The sequence below is a fragment of the Ottowia sp. genome (assembly GCF_016703145.1).
GTDB lineage: Bacteria > Pseudomonadota > Gammaproteobacteria > Burkholderiales > Burkholderiaceae_C > Ottowia.
On the sequence record NZ_JADJCO010000003.1, the window covers coordinates 314,861 to 331,004 of the forward strand.

Consider the following 16,144-nt stretch of genomic DNA (forward strand, 5'->3'; position numbering starts at 1 on the left):
CGGGGCCGGCCTCTGGACGGCCCGCGCCCTGCAAGGGAGACGACGCGGCGCACTGTTGTGCGCAAGGAGGAGCAACGCCGCATGGCGCGGCGAGCGCGGTGCTGGCGGGTGCGTAGCGCTCTCACCCGAAAGGTGAAGGTCATCGAAGCCGTCGAGGTCAATGCTCACGCGGCTTTCCCGAGGGTGACATGCGGTCAACTGCCGTTTCTAGGTTCAATCGATGGGCGCGACCGCGAAGGCCGCCGGCGGCCGACCCTCGCGGTGCGCGCGCGCCATGGTCTGGAACGCCGACTCCAGGTGCCGGGTGAAGCGCGCCGTGTCGAACAGGCGGGCGGTGGACCGCGCCGCCTCCAGGCGCCCGCGCAATGCCCGCAGCCGCGCCGGCTCGGTGGCCAGGCGCAGCGCCAGCGCCTCGTAGTCCTCGGCGCTGTGGGTGATCAGTTCCGGCAGGCCGGCGGCGTCGAGCAGACTGGCCGCCATGCGGCCGGCGAAGGTGCGGCCGGCCTGGGTCAGCACCGGCAGCCCGGCCCACAGCGCGTCGCTGGCGGTAGTGCCGGCGTTGAACGGCAAGGTGTCGAGGAACAGGTCGGCCTGCCGGTATTGGGCCAGGTACTGGGCGTAGGGCTTGCGGCCGGCGAACACGAGGCGCCCGGGATCGACGCCGCGAGCCCGCGCCTCGGCGCGGAAGTGGCCGGTGGCGGCGTCGCCGTCGCCGTCGCCCACCAGCCACAGCACGCTGCCCGGCACGGCGCGCAGCAACCGCATCCAGACGTCGAAGGTGTCCGGCAGGATCTTGTAGGTGTTGTTGAAGCAGCAGAAGACGAAGGCGCCCTCGGGCAGGCCCAGCGCGCCGCGGGCCGGCGTGGCCGCCGGCACCGCGCGCCGGTCGTCGTTGGCCTGGAAGCTGTCGGGCAGGGTGACGATGCGTTCGGAGAAGCTGTCCTGCTCAGCCGCCGGCGTGACCCAGCGGTCGCCCAGGATGTAGTCCACCTCGTCGATGCCGGTGGTGGCCGGGTAGCCCAGGTAACCCACCTGCACGGGCGCGAGGCGGTGCAGCAGCAGCTCGGGCCGGGCGTGGCGCGTCACGCCCATGAGATCGACCAGGATGTCCAGCTCCAGCGCCCGCACCTGGCTCACCACGCGCGGCAGGGACGGGTCGCCCGCGTCGACGAAGCGGTCGAAGGCCTTCAGCAGCCGCGCGCGCATGGGCGAGTCCGGCACGCCCGGCCCGTGCACGTCGATGCCGACGACCTCGAACGCGGCGCGATCATGCCGCTCGAACACGCCGGCCATCAGGTGAGCCATGGGGTGGTCCCGGAAATCGGCCGACAGGTAGCCGACGCGCAGCCGCCCGTCCGCGCGCGGGCGGGCGGCGAGGGCCGGCAGCGGCGCCAAGCCGGCGCGGGCGGTGCGTGCATACGCCCGGCCGCCGCGCAGTTGGTCGGCGCCCGAAGCGCCCGGATGCGACAGCAGGGGCCAGCAGGCGTTGGCCGAGCGGTCCTCGTCCCCTTGCGCCAGCACTTGCGCCCACAGCGCGGGCAGGCCCGGCCAATGCGCCAATTGCTGTTTCAGGTACACGAGGGCGGACGCGACGGACGTATCGCCGGGGTCCAGCCGCGCGGCCTGCTCCAGGCTGGCGAGCGCCTGCGCATGCCGGCCCAGCTCGCCCAGCGCGCGCGAATGCCCCATCCACGCCCGCGCGCTGGCGGCGTTCAGGCGCGTGGCGCGCTCGAAGGCCTCGGCGGCGTCGGCCGCGCGCTTCAGATCGAGCAGCACGGCGCCCCGGCTGGCCCACAGGCCGTCGCTGCCCGGAGCCAAGGCCAGCGCCTGGTCGTAGGCGTCCAGCGCCGCAGGGTGGTGCCGGGCCCGCTGCAGCGTCTCGCCGAGCGCGTGCAGCACCACCGGGTCGCGCGGCGCCAGGCGCGCCGCCGTCCGCAGGCTGGCCAGGGCGGCGTCGATGCGGCCCAGGTCGCGCAGCACGTTGCCGCGGTTCAGCCAGGCGTGCGCATGGCCGCGCGCGAGCGACAGCGTGCGCTCGAAGCTGGCCAGCGCCTCGTCCAGGCGCCCGGCCTCGAACAGCGCCTTGCCGCGGTCATGCCACAGCGTCGCCTGATCCGGCGCCAGCGCCACGGCTCGGTCGAAGCAATCGATGGATTGCACCGGCGCGCCGGTCTGCGCGCAGGCCACGCCCAACAGGGACAGCGTGCGGGCGCTGTGCCCCTCCAGCGCCAGCGACCGCTCCAGCGCGGCCCGCGCCTGGGCGGCGTCGCCCTGGGTCAGGCGGATCAGGCCCAGCAGCTGCCAGCCCAGCGCGTCGTCGGGCCGGCGCTCCAGCTGCTGGCGCACCAGCGCCTCGGCCCGCGCGGGCTGGCCCTGCGCGAGCAGTTGCGCGGCGGGCCCGAGCCCATCCTGGGCCATGGGGCTTACTGGATCCAGAGGCGGATGGCGTCCCAGGCGCGGCCGAGGAAGCCGGCCTCCTCGACGCCTTCCAGCGCCACCAGCGGCACCTCGGCCAGGAGCTGATCACCCTGCCGGATCTTCAGCGTGGCGACCGCCTGGCCCTGCTTGAAGGGCGCGATCAGCGGCTCGGGGCGGGCGATCTCGGTCTTGACCTGGGCGGTGGTGCCGGTGGGCACGGCGACGACGATGGGCTCGGCGCGGCCCAGCTTCAGCTCGCTGGCCTGGCCCTTCCAGACGCGCGGCGCGGCCACGGGCTTGCCGGCGTCGAACAGCTTGACGCCCTCGTAGGCGGTGTAGCCCCAGTTCAGCAGCTTCTGCGATTCGTTGGCGCGCGCGCTCTCGCTGGCGGCGCCCAGCACCACCGACAGCAGGCGGCGCCCGCTCAGGTTGGGGAAGTCGCGCTTGGCGGTGGCCACCAGGCAGTAGCCGGCGGCCTTGGTGTGGCCGGTCTTCAGGCCATCGACGGTGGGGTCGCGCAGCAGCAGCAGGTTGCGGTTGGTGTCGTTGCTGGCGGGGGTGCCGGGGTAGCGGTACTTCTTGATGGTGTAGTAGTGCACGTACTCCGGGAAGTCCTGCAGCAGCCGCGCCGACAGCACGGCCAAGTCGCGCGCGGTGGTGGTGTGGCCGGGCTCGGTCAGGCCCTCGACGTTGCGGTAGCTGGTGTTCTTCAGGCTCAGGGCCTTGGCCTGGTCGTTCATGAGCTGCACGAAGCGCTCGACCGAGCCGGCCACGCCCTCGGCGAGCGCCACGGTGGCATCGTTGCCGGATTGCACGATCATCCCTTTGATCAGGTCTTCCACCGGCACCTGCATCTTGGGGTCGATGAACATGCGCGAGCCGGGCATCTTCCAGGCGCGCTGGCTGACGGGCATGGTCTGGGTCAGCGCGATCTTCTTGGCGCGCAGGGCATCGAACACCAGGTAGGCCGACATCAGCTTGGTCAGCGACGCCGGCTCGACCGGCGCGTCGATGTCCTTGGCGGCCAGGATTTGCCCGGCCGTCACGTCCATCACCAGGTAGGCCTTGGCCGCCACCTCGGGCGGCTGCGGCGCCTGGGCGCGGGCGGCGAGCGAGGCGGCGGCGAGGGTGAGGGCGGCGAGCGTCTGGAGGAAGCGGTTCATGGGGCGTGGGAATCGGATCGGGCCAAGGCCGGGGGGCTCGTCAGGCGCGCATGTGGCGCGCGACCAGCGACTTGAGCAGCGGCAGCTGCCCATGGAAGAAATGCTCGCCGCCAGGCACCACGGTGACCGGCAGCGCCTGTGGCCGCGCCCAGTCCAGGACCGAGGCCAGCGGCACGGTGTCGTCGTGCTCGCCGTGCACCACCAGGGTGTGCGGGTGCAGGTCGACGGGCACCGGCGCGACGGCGAAGCGCGACGCGGCGGTGCCGACCAGCACCGCGCGGGCGATGGCGCGATCGGCGTGCAGCGCGGCGATGGCGTGCGTGGCGACGAAGGCGCCGAAGGAGAAGCCGCCGATCGCCAGCGGCGCGTCCGCCGGCGCGGCCTGGGCGACCACGGCCAGCATGTCCTCGGCCTCGCCGCGGCCCTCGTCGTAGGCGCCGGCGCTGGCACCGACGCCGCGGAAATTGAAGCGCACCGCGCGCCAACCGCACTGCACGCAGGCGCGCGCGATGGTTTGCACCACCTTGTTGGTCATGGTGCCGCCGAACCGCGGATGGGGGTGGGCGATGACGGCGGTGCCCAGCGGCGCCGTGAACTGATCGGGCGCGGGCACGTCCAGCAGCGCCTCGATGGCGCCGGCCGGCCCGTGCAGGATCAGGGGTTGGGTCAGGGGTTGGGTCAGGGCGTTCACTATGCTATTTAAATTATAGCTATCGGCGTATGTTTCGCGCGGGCTGGGGCTCGAAAAAGCTTGTAAACGCCGGCTCGGGGCGAGTCAGCGGCCGAGGTGTGACGGCGTCAGCAGGCGCTCGACCACGCGGCCGTGCTTGAGGTGCGACTCGACGATCTCGTCGATGTCGCCGTGGTCCAGGTACGTGTACCACACCGCCTCGGGGTAGACCACGGCCACCGGCCCGCCGGCGCAGCGGTCCAGGCAGCCGGCCTTGTTGACCCGCACCCGGCCCGGCCCGGCCAGGCCCTCGGCCTTGACGCGCGCCTTGCAGTGGTCGAACGCGGCCTGCGCGCCGTGGTCGGCGCAGCAGGCTTCGCCGTTGTCGCGCTGGTTCAGGCAGAAGAAGATGTGGCGCTGGTAGTACGACGAACTCATGCGTCGATTCTAGGCGCCGCCCCCTCGCCGCGCCGCGCCAGGCGCACGATCAGGTAGACGAATGCGACGTAGGGCCACAGCCAGCCCACCCACTGCGCCAGCCCGTGGAAGTGGATGAAGCGCCCCTGCTCCCAACTCTGCAGCGTGGACGCGAAGTACGCGCTCTGCGGCGCCGCGTTGAGCAGCGCCAACTGCCCCATCAGCACCGCCATCAGCAGCACCACGCAGACCCGGGCCGGCAGGGGCAGCAGCAGGATGGCGGCCAGCGCGGCAGCCGGCAGGCCCAGCCGCACGGGCTCGCTGATCCAGGCCCAGGCGTACAGCGGCCCATAGGTCAGCGCCGCCGACAGCGCCGACGCCGCCACGCCCGCGGCCAGCGCCAGCAGCGCGAACAGCGCGCGCCGGCCCCGGTGCTGGATCACGGTGTAGCCCAGCAGACAGGGCACCAGCGCGCCCAGGGCGACGCAGGCCGTCTCGACGCCGGGCAGCAGCGGCTGCAGCTCGATCTCGCGCACCGGCAGCCATTCCAGGAACGGCGTGTCCTGCAGCAGCGTGGCCAGGCCTTCCTCGGCGCGCTCGAACACCTGCCCCAGGCCGAAGGCGACCGGCGCTGGAAACAGCAGGCCCAGCGGCCACAGCGCCAGCAGCACCAGCGCCCCGCGCGAGTCGCGCACGAACCAGCGCGCGCGCAGGCGCCGCCAGCGGTCGATGGCGCCCAGCCGCTCCAGCACGAAGGCCGCCAGCGCGCCCAGGGCGCCACCGGCGGCGTTCAGCGCCAGGTCCAGGTTGGACGCCACGCGCAGCGGCAGGTAGGACTGCAGGCCCTCCAGCGTGAAGGACAGCAGCGCCGCCGCCAAGCTGGCCAGCGTCACCGCCGGCCAGCCGCGCCGCATGCGCATCAGCGCCAAGGCCAGCAGAAAGCCCAGCGGCGCGTAGCCGACCAGGTTGGCGACCAGGTCGAAGCGCGTCCAGTACTGCGGCAGCGGCGCGCTCAGGTAGGCCCAGGGCGCGATGCCCTGGTCGCGCCAGCCGGTGAAGGGAAACAGGCTGGCATAGCCGATCAGCGTGGCGTAGAGCAGCGCCAGCGGCAGGGCGGCGGACTTGTGGCGTTGCATGGCGCCGGCGCGGCCCCTAGAACGGCTTGACCACGACCAGGACCACGGCCGCCACGAGCAGCAGCACCGGCAGCTCGTTGAACCAGCGGAACCACGCATGGCCGCGCACCGGCAGGCGTTGCTGGAAGCGCCGCAGCAGGCGCCCGCAGTCGGCGTGGTAGGCGACGAGCGCCGCCACGACCAGCAGCTTGGCGTGCATCCAGCCGTTGCCAGGGCCTCGGCCAAGGCCGTAGCCCAGCCACAGCACCAGGCCCAGGGCCAGCGCCGGCACGGCCAGCAGGGTCATGAAGCGGTGGAGCTTGCGCGCCATCAGCAACAGGCGTTCGCGCTCGGCCACCGATTCGGGCGGCACCATCGCAAGGTTGACGAAGAGGCGCGGCAGGTAGAAAAGACCAGCGAACCAGCTGGCGACGAAGACGATGTGGAATGCCTTGACCCAGAGCATTCGTCGAGTGTAGCCAGCCGCGGGGAAAAGGCCCGCCAAGCTGGCGCTGGCGAAGTTCGGGCCGCGCCCGCTCGATCATCGATCCGCGCGCCCTTGGACCCACATGCATACTGGCGCATGGTCGACGCTTCAGTCCCTGCCTCCAGAATTCAGAAGGCCCGAAGCACCCGCATCGTGGGCGTGGGTGCGTCCGCGGGTGGACTGGAACCGCTGGAACAGTTCATCTCCGGGGTTCCTACCGCCAGTGGCCTGGCCTATGTGGTCGTCCAGCACATGGACCCGACACACAAGGCCTTGCTGGGCGAGTTGCTGCAGCGGGTCACCGCGATGCCGGTGCATGAAGTGAGGGACGCGCAGCGCATCGAGCCCGATGTCGTGTACGTCATCCCCCCCAACACCGAACTCACGGTGGTCGAGGGCATGCTCCATCTGGCGAGCCCCTCGCAGTTGCACGGACGGCGCTTGCCGATCGATGTGCTGTTCAGTTCACTGGCGCGGGAACTCGGCGACCGGGCCATCGGCGTCGTCCTGTCGGGCATGGGGTCGGACGGCACGCTGGGGCTGCAGGCCATCCAGTCGCAAGGCGGCCTGACCCTGGCGCAGCAACCCGATTCAGCCCAGTTCGACGCCATGCCCAAAAGCGCCATCGCGGCCGGCTGCGTCGACATCGTCGCGCTGCCGGGCGAGATGCCGGCACGCATTCTGGGCGTCGCGGGCGCGCCGGCCGCGAGCGGGCCGGGGCTGCCCGAAGCGGGCGATCACGCGGCGGCACTGAACAGCATTCTGGGGCTGTTGCACGACCGCACCCGGCACGACCTCGCGGACTACAAGCCCAACACCCTCGTGCGCCGCATCGGCCGCCGCATGGCGGTGCATTCCCTGGACACGATGACGGCCTACGCCGCCTTCCTGCGTCACAACACACAGGAGCTGGACCTGCTGTTCAAGGAGATGCTGATCGGCGTCACCACCTTCTTTCGCGACCCCGAGGTCTGGCAGGAACTCCGGGACCAGGTTCTGCCGACCCTGCTCGCGCGCCATGCTGCAGCGGGCAACGGACCCCTGCGCGCCTGGGTGGTGGGTTGTTCGACTGGCGAGGAAGCCTACTCGCTGGCCATCACCTTCGCGGAGGTCCTGGAGTCGATGCCGCAACGTGCTTCTTGCGAGCTGCAGATCTTCGCGACCGATCTGAACGCCGACGCGATCGCCGCGGCGCGCAACGGCCGCTTTGCCCCGACGATCACCCGGGATTTGACCCCCGCACGGTTGGCGAAGTTCTTCACCGAGCGGCCCGACGGCTACCAGATCGACAAGCGCATCCGCGACATGGTGCTGTTCGCCCAGCACGACGTGATCCTCGATCCGCCGTTCACGCGCCTGGACATCCTGTCGTGCCGCAACCTGATGATCTATTTCAGCGCCGCCCTGCAACGGCGCCTGGTGCCGCTGTTCCACTACAGCCTGCGCCACGGCGGTGCCTTGCTGCTGGGCAATTCGGAGACCGTCGGCCGTGCGCAGACGCTGTTCATTCCTCTCTCGCCAAAGTCCAGGCTCTTCTGGCGCGGCGACAATGCCGGTGCCGTCGACGCCATGGTCTTTCCGACCCACCGACGTCCCGCCTCGCCATCGGCGACGCAGGAGTCCACTGTGCCCGCATTGAATCCTCCTCTGGTCAACCTCCAATCCGTGGCCGACCAACTGCTCCTGCAGACGTTTTCGCCGCCGGCGGTGCTGGTCAACGACGGGGGCGACATCGTCTACATCAGCGGACGCACCGGCCGCTATCTGGAGCCCGCGGCGGGCAAGGCGAACTGGAACATCCATGTGATGGCGCGGCCCGCCATTCGCACGCAACTGGCGATTGCCTTGAGGACCGCGTTGCAAGACAAGACCCCGGTTCAGTTGCGCGGGCTGCGGCTCGATGATGAAACGACGGCCACGGTGGACATCACGGTGCAGGCCGTTCTGCAGCCCAAGTCCTTCGACGGCATGGCGATGATCGTCTTTCGCGATGCGGCCCTGCCGCCCAAGCGGCGCGGGCGGCTCGCCAAGTCGGCGGGCCCCGCGAACACGAGCGTGGAGGACGAGTTGGTTCGCGCACGCGCGGAGATCCAGGCGCTGCGGCAGGAGATGCGGGCGTCGCAGGAGGAACTGCAGGCGGCCAACGAGGAACTGCAATCGACGAACGAGGAACTGCAGTCGGCCAATGAGGAACTGACGACCTCCAAGGAAGAGGCGCAGTCGATGAACGAGGAACTGCAGACGATCAATGGCGAGTTGCAGTCGAAGCTCGATGACCTGGCGCTGTCGCAGAGCGACATGCAGAACCTGCTGAACAGCACCGACATCGGGCCTGTCTGAATTTTTGTGTTCGAGGCGGTTGGTTGATCTGCTCTCGATTGATTTCTCTTCTGTCTTCAGGCCCCTGCCGGTCGCGGCGCGGTGAGCCTGTATTCTGGTTCCAACCTCCTTGCTGGCGCCATGGGTCGGCTGCGTGAAGCGATCTTCGTGGGTATCGCGAACTGGTTCTCGCCTCCTTCAATCCTTGGCTGCCCGTCCCCAGTCGGCCGTTATGTTGCGCAGCGCCAGCCAGATCAGCTTGGAGGCCGCATCGTCACTGGGGTGTCCCCGTGTCTTGATGATCTTGCGCAGTCGCGCGTTGATGCTCTCGATGGCGTTGGTCGTGTAGATCACCCGGCGGATGGACGGTGGAAATGCAAAGAACGGAATCACCGGTCCCCGCCCGACGCCAGGCCGCCACCACGGTGGGAACTTGACGCCCACGGGCCTTGAGCGAAGGCGTCGAGTTCGGCCTCGGCCGCCTCTGCGCTGGCGGCCGTGTAGATCGGCCTGATGGCCGCCGCCAGCAACTTGCGATCCTTCCAACTGGCGTAGTCAGGGGTTGCGAATCAGGTGCACGATGCGTCTGGCGTGGTGGCCGGGTACACCGCCGCCAGCGCTTCGGGCATGCCCTTCAAGCCGTCGGTGACGGCAATGAGGATGTCATTGACCCGCGGGTCTTCAAGTCGTTGAACACCTTCATCCAGAACTTGGCGCCTTCGGTGCCCTCGATCCAAGCCCAGGATGTCGCGCGTGCCATCGGGCAACACGCCCAGCGCCAGGTAGATCGCCTTGTTGCGGACCACGGCATCCTCACGAATCTTGACCCGCAGGGCGTCGAAGAAGACCACCGGGTACATCGGCTCCAGCGGGCGCGCCTGCCAGGCGGTGACCTCGGCCATGACGGCGTCGGTGACCGAACTGATGAACTCGGGCGACACCTCCACGCCGTAGCTCTCCAGCAGGAAGCCCTGGATCTCGCGCATGGTCAGGCCGCGCGCGTACATGGCCACGATCTTGTCGTCGAAGCCGGTGAAGCGGCGTTCGTGCTGGGGATGAGCACCGGCTCGAAGGAGCCGGCGCGGTCGCGCGGGACTTCGATGCGCAGCGGCCCATCGTCGGTCAGCAGGTCTTGGCGCTGCGGCCGTTGCGCTGGTTGGCAGTGCCGGCCTCGGGCTTGCTCGCGCCATTCGGGTAGCCCAAATGGTGCGACATCTCGGCACCCAGGGCGCGCTCGATCAACGCCTTCTTGAATGCCACCGTCGCCGCGTTCACGGCATCGCCGGTCATGGGCCCCGAGACGAACTGGTCAATCAGCTCCTTCGGGATCGACGGCAGCGCCGCCATCTTGGCGGCGATCGCCGCGTTCTTCATCTTCGTCTTGCTCGTCGGCATACATGTTCCTGGTCGTCATGCTATGCCTCGAACACAAAATTCAGGACAGGCTCCCGACATCGCCACGCTGTTCCTCGATAGCGACCTCAACGTGCGGCGCTTCACCGAGCAGATCGCCCGCGTGGTGCATCTGCGTGAAGGCGACATCGGCCGCCCCTTGAGCGAACTGGCGAACACCTTGATCTATCCGGAACTTCATGCTGACGTGAAAGAGACGCTGCGCACCCTGGCCTTCAGCGAGAAGCAGGTCGCCACCACCGATGGCCATTGGTACACCGTGCGCATCATGCCCTACCGCACCCTGGCCAACGTGATCCGGGGCGTGGTGATCACTTTTGTGGACATCACGGCCGCGAAAGAACTCGAGTCCCGCCTGCGCAAGGCGTAGAGTGAGGGTTGCGCAGTCCTGCGCAGAAAGCCGATATGTCCCATCGCGACCTCGAATCCACGCCGCTGACCGACCTTCGGTTCCGAGCGGCGAGCCGGCTGGCAGGCGTCGATGGGGCACAGGGCGGGGCGGCCTGGGCCACCGACGCGCTGGCGGTGCTCCATGCGTTGGCATCGTCCCCCGACACCGCGGCCGATGCGCTGGCCTTGCTTCACGAGCTGCAAGTCCATCAGGTCGAAGTGGACCTGCAGGCCGAGGAGCTGCGGGCCTCGCGCGGCGAATTGGAGGCGGCGCTGCGGCGGCAGATCGAACTCTATGATTTCCAACCCGTCGGCTGCTTCTCCCTGGACGACCATCTGATGATCCGCGAAGCGAATCTGATGGGCGCAAGAATGCTCGGGGTCGAGCGCGATGAAGCCTGTGGGCTGGCCATCGACACATTTTTCACGGCCAGCAGCTTGCGTGCGCTGCGAGACTTGATCGCCGGCGCGCGCGAGCGCGGTCACGCGTCTGGCACGCTCAAGTGGCGTCACGCCAGCGGGCTTGAGCAGGCGGTCCGCATGGAAGCGGCGCTTGCCCCCTCTGGCGGCGCGTGCCTGGTGGCGCTGATGCGCATCGAGGGCGCCTGAGAGGCCGCCACGGCAGGCGGCTGACCTGCCACGTGGGATGGCGTGGGGGCTGGTCAGCGATCGCTGGTCGGCCAACGTCGAAGCATGCGGGGCACGATCATGGCGACACGCGGGCCACCGTTCGTGGTCTTGTGAATGATGCGGTTCGATCCATGCACCTTGGGCGCAGGTGCATCTTCCGTCGTGAAGTCGCCTTGCTGCCGTGGGAGGTCCTTGCCCTTGGAGGCGAGCGTGAGAATGGGGCGGATCATGGGGGAGCCTTTGGGAGTGAGGCGGTGCACTGCGCTGCACCCGCGGCCAGGCGCTGCAACCGGCGACGCCGTTCGCCATATCGCCTGGGTTCTGGTTGTATCCATGCCCTGGGTCTTCGTCTGTGTGCTGCCGCACGGAGGCAAGCGCGAGTGGTTTGCCGCGCGTCAGTCCAGATAGGGGAGGAAATGCGGCACCACCTCGTGAAGAAACGAAATCTCGCGTGCCGCGATCGTCCGGGTCTCCACGTCGAAATGGATGAAGGCGCCATACGGTGTTCCGCATTCGTGCGTCAGCAACTGCCCGTAGTACGACTCGACCAAGCTGGCGTGCGGTAGAAGCGCGAAGCGGCGGTCGGTGGAAGCGTGGCTGATCACCCTCTCGCCCTGCTGCATCACGAACTGGCAGAAGCTGCGGCTCAGTGGCAGGACCATCGGCCAGGCACGGTATTCCGCATGACGATCGAAGATGTGGACCGCACGCATGGCGTTCCCGCTGAGCTTGTAGATTCCGCTGTAGCGATAGGCTGCTCGGTCATTCAGCAGTGCCAGGGCGCGCAGCACCCCGCGCGTGGACAGAACGCGGTGGACCACGGCCTTCTGGGTGGCCAAGTCGATCTCGAGCATGTGAGGGGTCCTGGTGAACAAAACCCCACGGTATCGCGCAGGCTGGAATCGTCTGTGCGCTGCCGAACGTACGAGCGCCGGCGGGCGGGTGCGGCGCAAGATGTGTTCGACAGCGTACAGATCAAGCTACATTTGTTTCCATGATGGCCCTTCATCGGATCGGCTCGCCATGACACCGAATTCCACGGGGTTCGCGCCGGATGCTGCCCCGGGGCACAACCGCCTCATTGCGGCCGTGCCGGCGGCCGTGCGGGCGACCCTGATGCCACTCCTTGAACCGGTTGACCTCAAGCTGGGCGATGTGCTGTACGAATCCGGCGTGGTGCAGCAGCACGTGTACTTCCCCATCGACTGCATCGTTTCGCTGCTGTACGTCCTGGAAGATGGGCAATCCGCCGAGATCGCCGTCGTCGGCTTCGAGGGCATGGTGGGGGTTTCACTGGTGATGGGCGGGGGCAGCACACCCAACCGCGCGGTGGTCCAGAGTGCCGGGCGTGCATGGCGCCTGGGCGCCCGCCATTTCGGGCAGCGCCTGGAGCAAAGCGGCCCATTGCTCCATCTGCTGCTGCGCTACACCCAGGCCCTCATCACGCAGATGTGCCAGACGGCCGTGTGCAACCGGCACCATTCGCTGGAGCAACAGCTGTGCCGCTGGCTCTTGCTGAGCCTGGACCGGCTGCCAGGCAACGAACTGGTGATGACGCAGGAACTCATCGCCAACATGCTCGGTGTACGGCGCGAGGGCGTGACCGAGGCGGCCGGCAAGCTGCAGCGCCTGGATCTCATCAAGTACGCCCGTGGCCACATCACGGTACTGGACCGTCCCGGCCTGGAGCGGCGGGTTTGCGAATGTTATTCAGTGGTCAAGCGCGAGACCGACCGCCTGCTTCCGCGCGAAGCAGCCCTCTGAGTCCGCGGGCGGCCGCCCGCGTACTGCACGCCTTGACAACGGAACACGTCGGAAACTGGGCGTTGTTGATGCACCCAGGGTAGCGTGCGTGTCTTTGCGCACAGACCGCGGCCACGGCCGGGTCTATGCTGGATTCGGTAGCGCAATCCTGCACGGTCCTTCTCCCAAGGCAAGGCGCCCAGCGTGACTCAGAAGCCGACGGGTTCCAACCGGGCGCACATGAAAAAACCCCGGCACAAGGGCCGGGGTGCAAAAGCCTGTCTGCTGTCACACATCTAGGCTCCCGCTCAGGGAGGAAAAGCGGGGAGCGGCGAACCGCCCGAAATAAATATACCAAAAGTGTCTATGCGCAGCAATTGACGACGCATGGTCCATGCCATGCAAGTGGGTGTCCGCTTCTCATGCCGACAGGACCCACCCGCCGTGCCGCCCTGCGGATGGGGCACAATTTTCGGCATGACCACACTGCCCCTCGCCCCCTTTCCCGCCAACCGCCCACGCCGTTTGCGCCGCGACGACTTCACCCGCCGCCTGGTGCGCGAGCACGCGCTGTCGGCCGACGACCTGATCTACCCCGTCTTCGTGCTGGACGGCCAGGGCCGGCGCGAGGCCGTGGCCTCGATGCCCGGCGTGGAGCGCCTGTCGCTCGACCTGCTGCTGCCCGTGGCCGAGGAGTGCGTGGCGCTGGGCATCCCGGTGATGGCGCTGTTTCCCGTCATCGACGCCAGCCTCAAGGACGACCAGGGCAGCGAGGCCACCCACGCTCAGGGCCTGGTCCCGCGCGTGGTGCGCGAGTTGAAGAAGCGCTTTCCCGGGCTGGGCCTCATGACCGACGTGGCGCTGGACCCCTACACCAGCCACGGCCAGGACGGCTGGCTGGACGAGACCGGCTACATCCTCAACGACGAGACCGTCGGCCAGCTCGTCAAGCAGGCGCTGACCCAGGCCGCCGCCGGCGTCGACATCGTGGCGCCCAGCGACATGATGGACGGGCGCATCGGCGCCATCCGCCAGGCGCTGGAGGCCCAGGGCCACGTCCACACCCGCATCATGGCCTACTCGGCCAAGTACGCCAGCGCCTTCTACGGCCCCTTCCGCGACGCCGTGGGCTCCGCCGCGACCCTCGGAAAAAGTAATAAAAAGGTTTACCAGATGGACCCCGGCAACGGCGACGAGGCGCTGCGCGAAGTAGCGCTGGATCTGCAGGAAGGCGCCGACATGGTGATGGTCAAGCCCGGCATGCCCTACCTGGACATCGTGCGCCGCGTGAAGGACGAGTTCCGCGTTCCCACCTTCGCCTACCAGGTCAGCGGCGAATACGCCATGCTGAAGGCCGCGGCGGCCAACGGCTGGCTGGACCACGACCTGGTGATGATGGAAAGCCTGCTCGCCTTCAAGCGCGCCGGCGCCGACGGCGTGCTCACCTACTTCGCTCGCGACGCGGCGCGGATGCTACTCAAAACATAGCTATCAGCGTAATGTCCACGCGGGAATTTTGCACTTTTTGCTTGAAACCGGAGAACCTGCCGTGCAGATCGTCGAATTCACCGCCGGCAGCCTGCGCTTCGCCGACGCCGTGCCGCCACAGGCACCCGCCGACGGCTTCGTCTGGATCTACCTGGAGCGCCCCGAACTCGCCGCGCGCCTGCCCGAGCTGCAGGCCGCCGCGCAGCGCCTGGGCGGCTCGCCGCTGCTCGACGTGCACGCCAAGGACCTGGCCAACGAGGCCCATCCCTCGCACTACGACGCCACCTCGGTCTACGACCTGGTGATTTTCCGCCGCCTGGCGACCGTCGCCGAAGGCCAGCGCGACGCCTCGGCGCAGGCACCCATCCCCAGCGCCTTCGCCCGCATCGACTCGCGCGCCGTCGGCTTCGCCGTGTTCGACCGGCTGCTCATCAGCGTGCACCCGCCCGGCTGCCAAACCGCCGTCGGCTTCATCGAGCGGCTGGCCGCCGACGCCCGGCTCAGCGTCGACGCCACCGCCATCACCCGCACCCGGATGCCGCAAGCCCCGGCCGACCTGGCGCTGCACATGATCAACGCCATGGTGGACAGCTACCTCGAACTGCGCAAGGAGCTGACCCGCGCCCTCGAACACGCGCAGGGTGAGCTGCTGCGGCCCGACCCGCCCCAGGACACCTGGGGCGCGCTGATGCACGCGCGCCAGCGCCTGCACCTGCTGCAGGAGCTGTGCGAGGAGCAGCAGGACGCGATGCAGGAATGGCTGGACACGCTGCGCGAGCTGCCGCTGGCCGCCTACGCCCCCGAGACGCCGCTGGCGCAGCACCGGCGCGACCAGCTCATGGCCCGCGCGCGCGACGTGATGGAGCACATCGACCGCGTGCTGCACCCGCGCGCCGGCTGGAGCAGTCGGCCGAGACGGCGGTGCAAATCCACTTCAGCGCCCAGGGCCACCGCACCAACGACACCATGCGCACGCTGACGGCGGTGACGGCGGTGTTCCTGCCGCTGAACCTGTTCACCGGCTTCTTCGGCATGAACTTCGACCACCTGCCGCTCATCCACAGCACCGCCGGCATGTGGGTGGCGCTGGCGCTGCTGATCGCGCTGGCGGCGGGCATCCTGGTCCTGTTCTGGCGCCGGCGGTACCTGTCGCGCAAGCAATGACCGGGGGATCGGCGCTCGCGAGACGAAAAACCCGGCTCAGCCCACGTGCCGGGCAAAGAACGCCAGCGTGCGCTCGCGCGCCAGCCGGGCCGAGGGCGCGTCCCAGGTGCCGCGCTGGTCGCAGTTGAAGCCGTGGTGGGCGGGATAGACATGCACCTCGACGTCGGGGTGCGCCTGGCGGAACGCCTCCACACCGTCCATCGGCACCCATTGGTCACGGTCGGACAGGTGCGCCAGCACCGGCACCTGCGGCCGGCGCGCGATGTCCTGGGCCTGCGTGAGGCCGCCCGGGTAGTACGGCACGGCGGCGGACAGGCCCTCCAGCCCGCAGGCCGAGCGCCAGGTGAGCAGCCCGCCCCAGCAGTAGCCGACGATGCCCACCTTGCCGCCGCCGGCCTGCGCGGCGTGGGTGATGGCGGCCTGGATGTCCTGCATCACGCCCGGCTCGGGCAACCCGTCCACCTCGGTCTTGAGGGCAAAGCCGGCCTGCATGTCGGCGTCGGTGTAGCCCAATTCCACGCCCGGCTTGACGCGCTGGAAGGTGGACGGCGCGACGGCCAGGTAGCCCTCGGCGGCGTAGCCGTCGGCGACGGCGCGGATGTGCGAGTTGACGCCGAAGATCTCCTGCAGCACCACGATGGCGCCCCGGGGCCGGCCGGCCGGCTGGGCCACGTAGGCGGGAATCTTCTGGCCGTCGGGGGCCGTGAGGTCGATGAACTGTCCCATG

Annotated in this window: 19 protein-coding genes; 7 read left to right on the plus strand and 12 right to left on the minus strand. The window is 69.1% G+C overall.

What is annotated here, in order from left to right; all coding sequences use genetic code 11:
- Positions 1–213: 213 nt before the first annotated feature.
- The 6 genes from IPG65_RS05165 to IPG65_RS05190 form a co-directional block, all read right to left on the minus strand.
- The gene (locus IPG65_RS05165) at positions 214–2,418 is read right to left on the minus strand and encodes a glycosyltransferase family 41 protein (RefSeq protein WP_293188194.1); all 2,205 of its coding nucleotides are present in this window, start codon (positions 2,416–2,418) and stop codon (positions 214–216) included.
- Between the two features lie 5 nt (positions 2,419–2,423).
- Complete coding sequence (locus IPG65_RS05170) at positions 2,424–3,581, minus strand: D-alanyl-D-alanine carboxypeptidase family protein (protein WP_293188195.1); 1,158 nt, start codon at positions 3,579–3,581, stop codon at positions 2,424–2,426.
- 40 nt (positions 3,582–3,621) lie between these two features.
- Positions 3,622–4,272, minus strand: coding sequence for an alpha/beta fold hydrolase (locus tag IPG65_RS05175; protein ID WP_293188196.1), 651 nt, complete (start codon positions 4,270–4,272; stop codon positions 3,622–3,624).
- A gap of 84 nt (positions 4,273–4,356) precedes the next feature.
- Positions 4,357–4,689: a (2Fe-2S) ferredoxin domain-containing protein gene (locus tag IPG65_RS05180; RefSeq protein ID WP_293188197.1), complete on the minus strand. Its 333-nt coding sequence runs from the start codon at positions 4,687–4,689 to the stop codon at positions 4,357–4,359.
- Positions 4,686–5,804, minus strand: coding sequence for a VanZ family protein (locus IPG65_RS05185; RefSeq protein ID WP_293188198.1), 1,119 nt, complete (start codon positions 5,802–5,804; stop codon positions 4,686–4,688). The genes IPG65_RS05180 and IPG65_RS05185 overlap by 4 nt, the downstream gene beginning before the upstream one ends.
- Positions 5,805–5,820: 16 nt before the next feature.
- On the minus strand, positions 5,821–6,249 hold the full coding sequence (locus IPG65_RS05190; RefSeq protein WP_293188199.1) for a CopD family protein: 429 nt from the start codon (positions 6,247–6,249) through the stop codon (positions 5,821–5,823).
- 117 nt (positions 6,250–6,366) lie between these two features.
- On the opposite strand from IPG65_RS05190, the gene IPG65_RS05195 reads away from it, so the two are divergent.
- Positions 6,367–8,610, plus strand: coding sequence for a chemotaxis protein CheB (locus IPG65_RS05195; RefSeq protein WP_293188200.1), 2,244 nt, complete (start codon positions 6,367–6,369; stop codon positions 8,608–8,610).
- A gap of 177 nt (positions 8,611–8,787) precedes the next feature.
- On the opposite strand, the gene IPG65_RS05200 is transcribed toward IPG65_RS05195, so the two are convergent.
- The 3 genes from IPG65_RS05200 to IPG65_RS05210 form a co-directional block, all read right to left on the minus strand.
- Positions 8,788–8,943, minus strand: coding sequence for a transposase (locus tag IPG65_RS05200; RefSeq protein WP_293188201.1), 156 nt, complete (start codon positions 8,941–8,943; stop codon positions 8,788–8,790).
- Positions 8,944–9,158: 215 nt separating this feature from the next.
- Positions 9,159–9,596 (minus strand): transposase, encoded by a 438-nt coding sequence (locus tag IPG65_RS05205; protein ID WP_293188202.1) that lies wholly within the window; start codon positions 9,594–9,596, stop codon positions 9,159–9,161.
- Between the two features lie 115 nt (positions 9,597–9,711).
- Positions 9,712–9,963 (minus strand): hypothetical protein, encoded by a 252-nt coding sequence (locus IPG65_RS05210; protein WP_293188203.1) that lies wholly within the window; start codon positions 9,961–9,963, stop codon positions 9,712–9,714.
- Here IPG65_RS05210 and IPG65_RS05215 point away from each other — a divergent pair.
- Positions 9,938–10,372 (plus strand): PAS domain-containing protein, encoded by a 435-nt coding sequence (locus tag IPG65_RS05215; protein ID WP_293188204.1) that lies wholly within the window; start codon positions 9,938–9,940, stop codon positions 10,370–10,372. The two genes, IPG65_RS05210 and IPG65_RS05215, sit on opposite strands and share 26 nt — an antisense overlap.
- 35 nt (positions 10,373–10,407) lie before the next feature.
- Positions 10,408–11,001 (plus strand): hypothetical protein, encoded by a 594-nt coding sequence (locus IPG65_RS05220; protein ID WP_293188205.1) that lies wholly within the window; start codon positions 10,408–10,410, stop codon positions 10,999–11,001.
- Positions 11,002–11,054: 53 nt separating this feature from the next.
- On the opposite strand, the gene IPG65_RS05225 is transcribed toward IPG65_RS05220, so the two are convergent.
- Both IPG65_RS05225 and IPG65_RS05230 read right to left on the minus strand, forming a co-directional pair.
- The gene (locus IPG65_RS05225) at positions 11,055–11,252 is read right to left on the minus strand and encodes a hypothetical protein (protein ID WP_293188206.1); all 198 of its coding nucleotides are present in this window, start codon (positions 11,250–11,252) and stop codon (positions 11,055–11,057) included.
- Between the two features lie 165 nt (positions 11,253–11,417).
- Entirely contained in the window at positions 11,418–11,876 is a 459-nt protein-coding gene (locus IPG65_RS05230; protein WP_293188207.1) for a hypothetical protein, read from the minus strand.
- A 262-nt stretch (positions 11,877–12,138) separates the two neighbouring features.
- Here IPG65_RS05230 and IPG65_RS05235 point away from each other — a divergent pair, with 262 nt between their 5' ends.
- The 4 genes from IPG65_RS05235 (at position 12,139) to IPG65_RS19305 (ending at position 15,417) form a co-directional block, all read left to right on the plus strand.
- Positions 12,139–12,786: a Crp/Fnr family transcriptional regulator gene (locus IPG65_RS05235; protein ID WP_293189950.1), complete on the plus strand. Its 648-nt coding sequence runs from the start codon at positions 12,139–12,141 to the stop codon at positions 12,784–12,786.
- Positions 12,787–13,242: 456 nt separating this feature from the next.
- Positions 13,243–14,253, plus strand: coding sequence for a porphobilinogen synthase (hemB, locus tag IPG65_RS05240; RefSeq protein ID WP_293188208.1), 1,011 nt, complete (start codon positions 13,243–13,245; stop codon positions 14,251–14,253).
- Positions 14,254–14,314: 61 nt separating this feature from the next.
- Positions 14,315–15,232, plus strand: coding sequence for a CorA family divalent cation transporter (locus IPG65_RS05245; RefSeq protein WP_366932120.1), 918 nt, complete (start codon positions 14,315–14,317; stop codon positions 15,230–15,232).
- On the plus strand, positions 15,175–15,417 hold the full coding sequence (locus IPG65_RS19305; RefSeq protein ID WP_366932121.1) for a CorA family divalent cation transporter: 243 nt from the start codon (positions 15,175–15,177) through the stop codon (positions 15,415–15,417). The genes IPG65_RS05245 and IPG65_RS19305 overlap by 58 nt, the downstream gene beginning before the upstream one ends.
- A gap of 36 nt (positions 15,418–15,453) precedes the next feature.
- Here the strand turns inward: IPG65_RS19305 and IPG65_RS05250 are convergent, their stop codons facing one another.
- Entirely contained in the window at positions 15,454–16,143 is a 690-nt protein-coding gene (locus tag IPG65_RS05250) for a dienelactone hydrolase family protein (protein ID WP_293188209.1), read from the minus strand.
- Position 16,144: the final 1 nt, after the last annotated feature.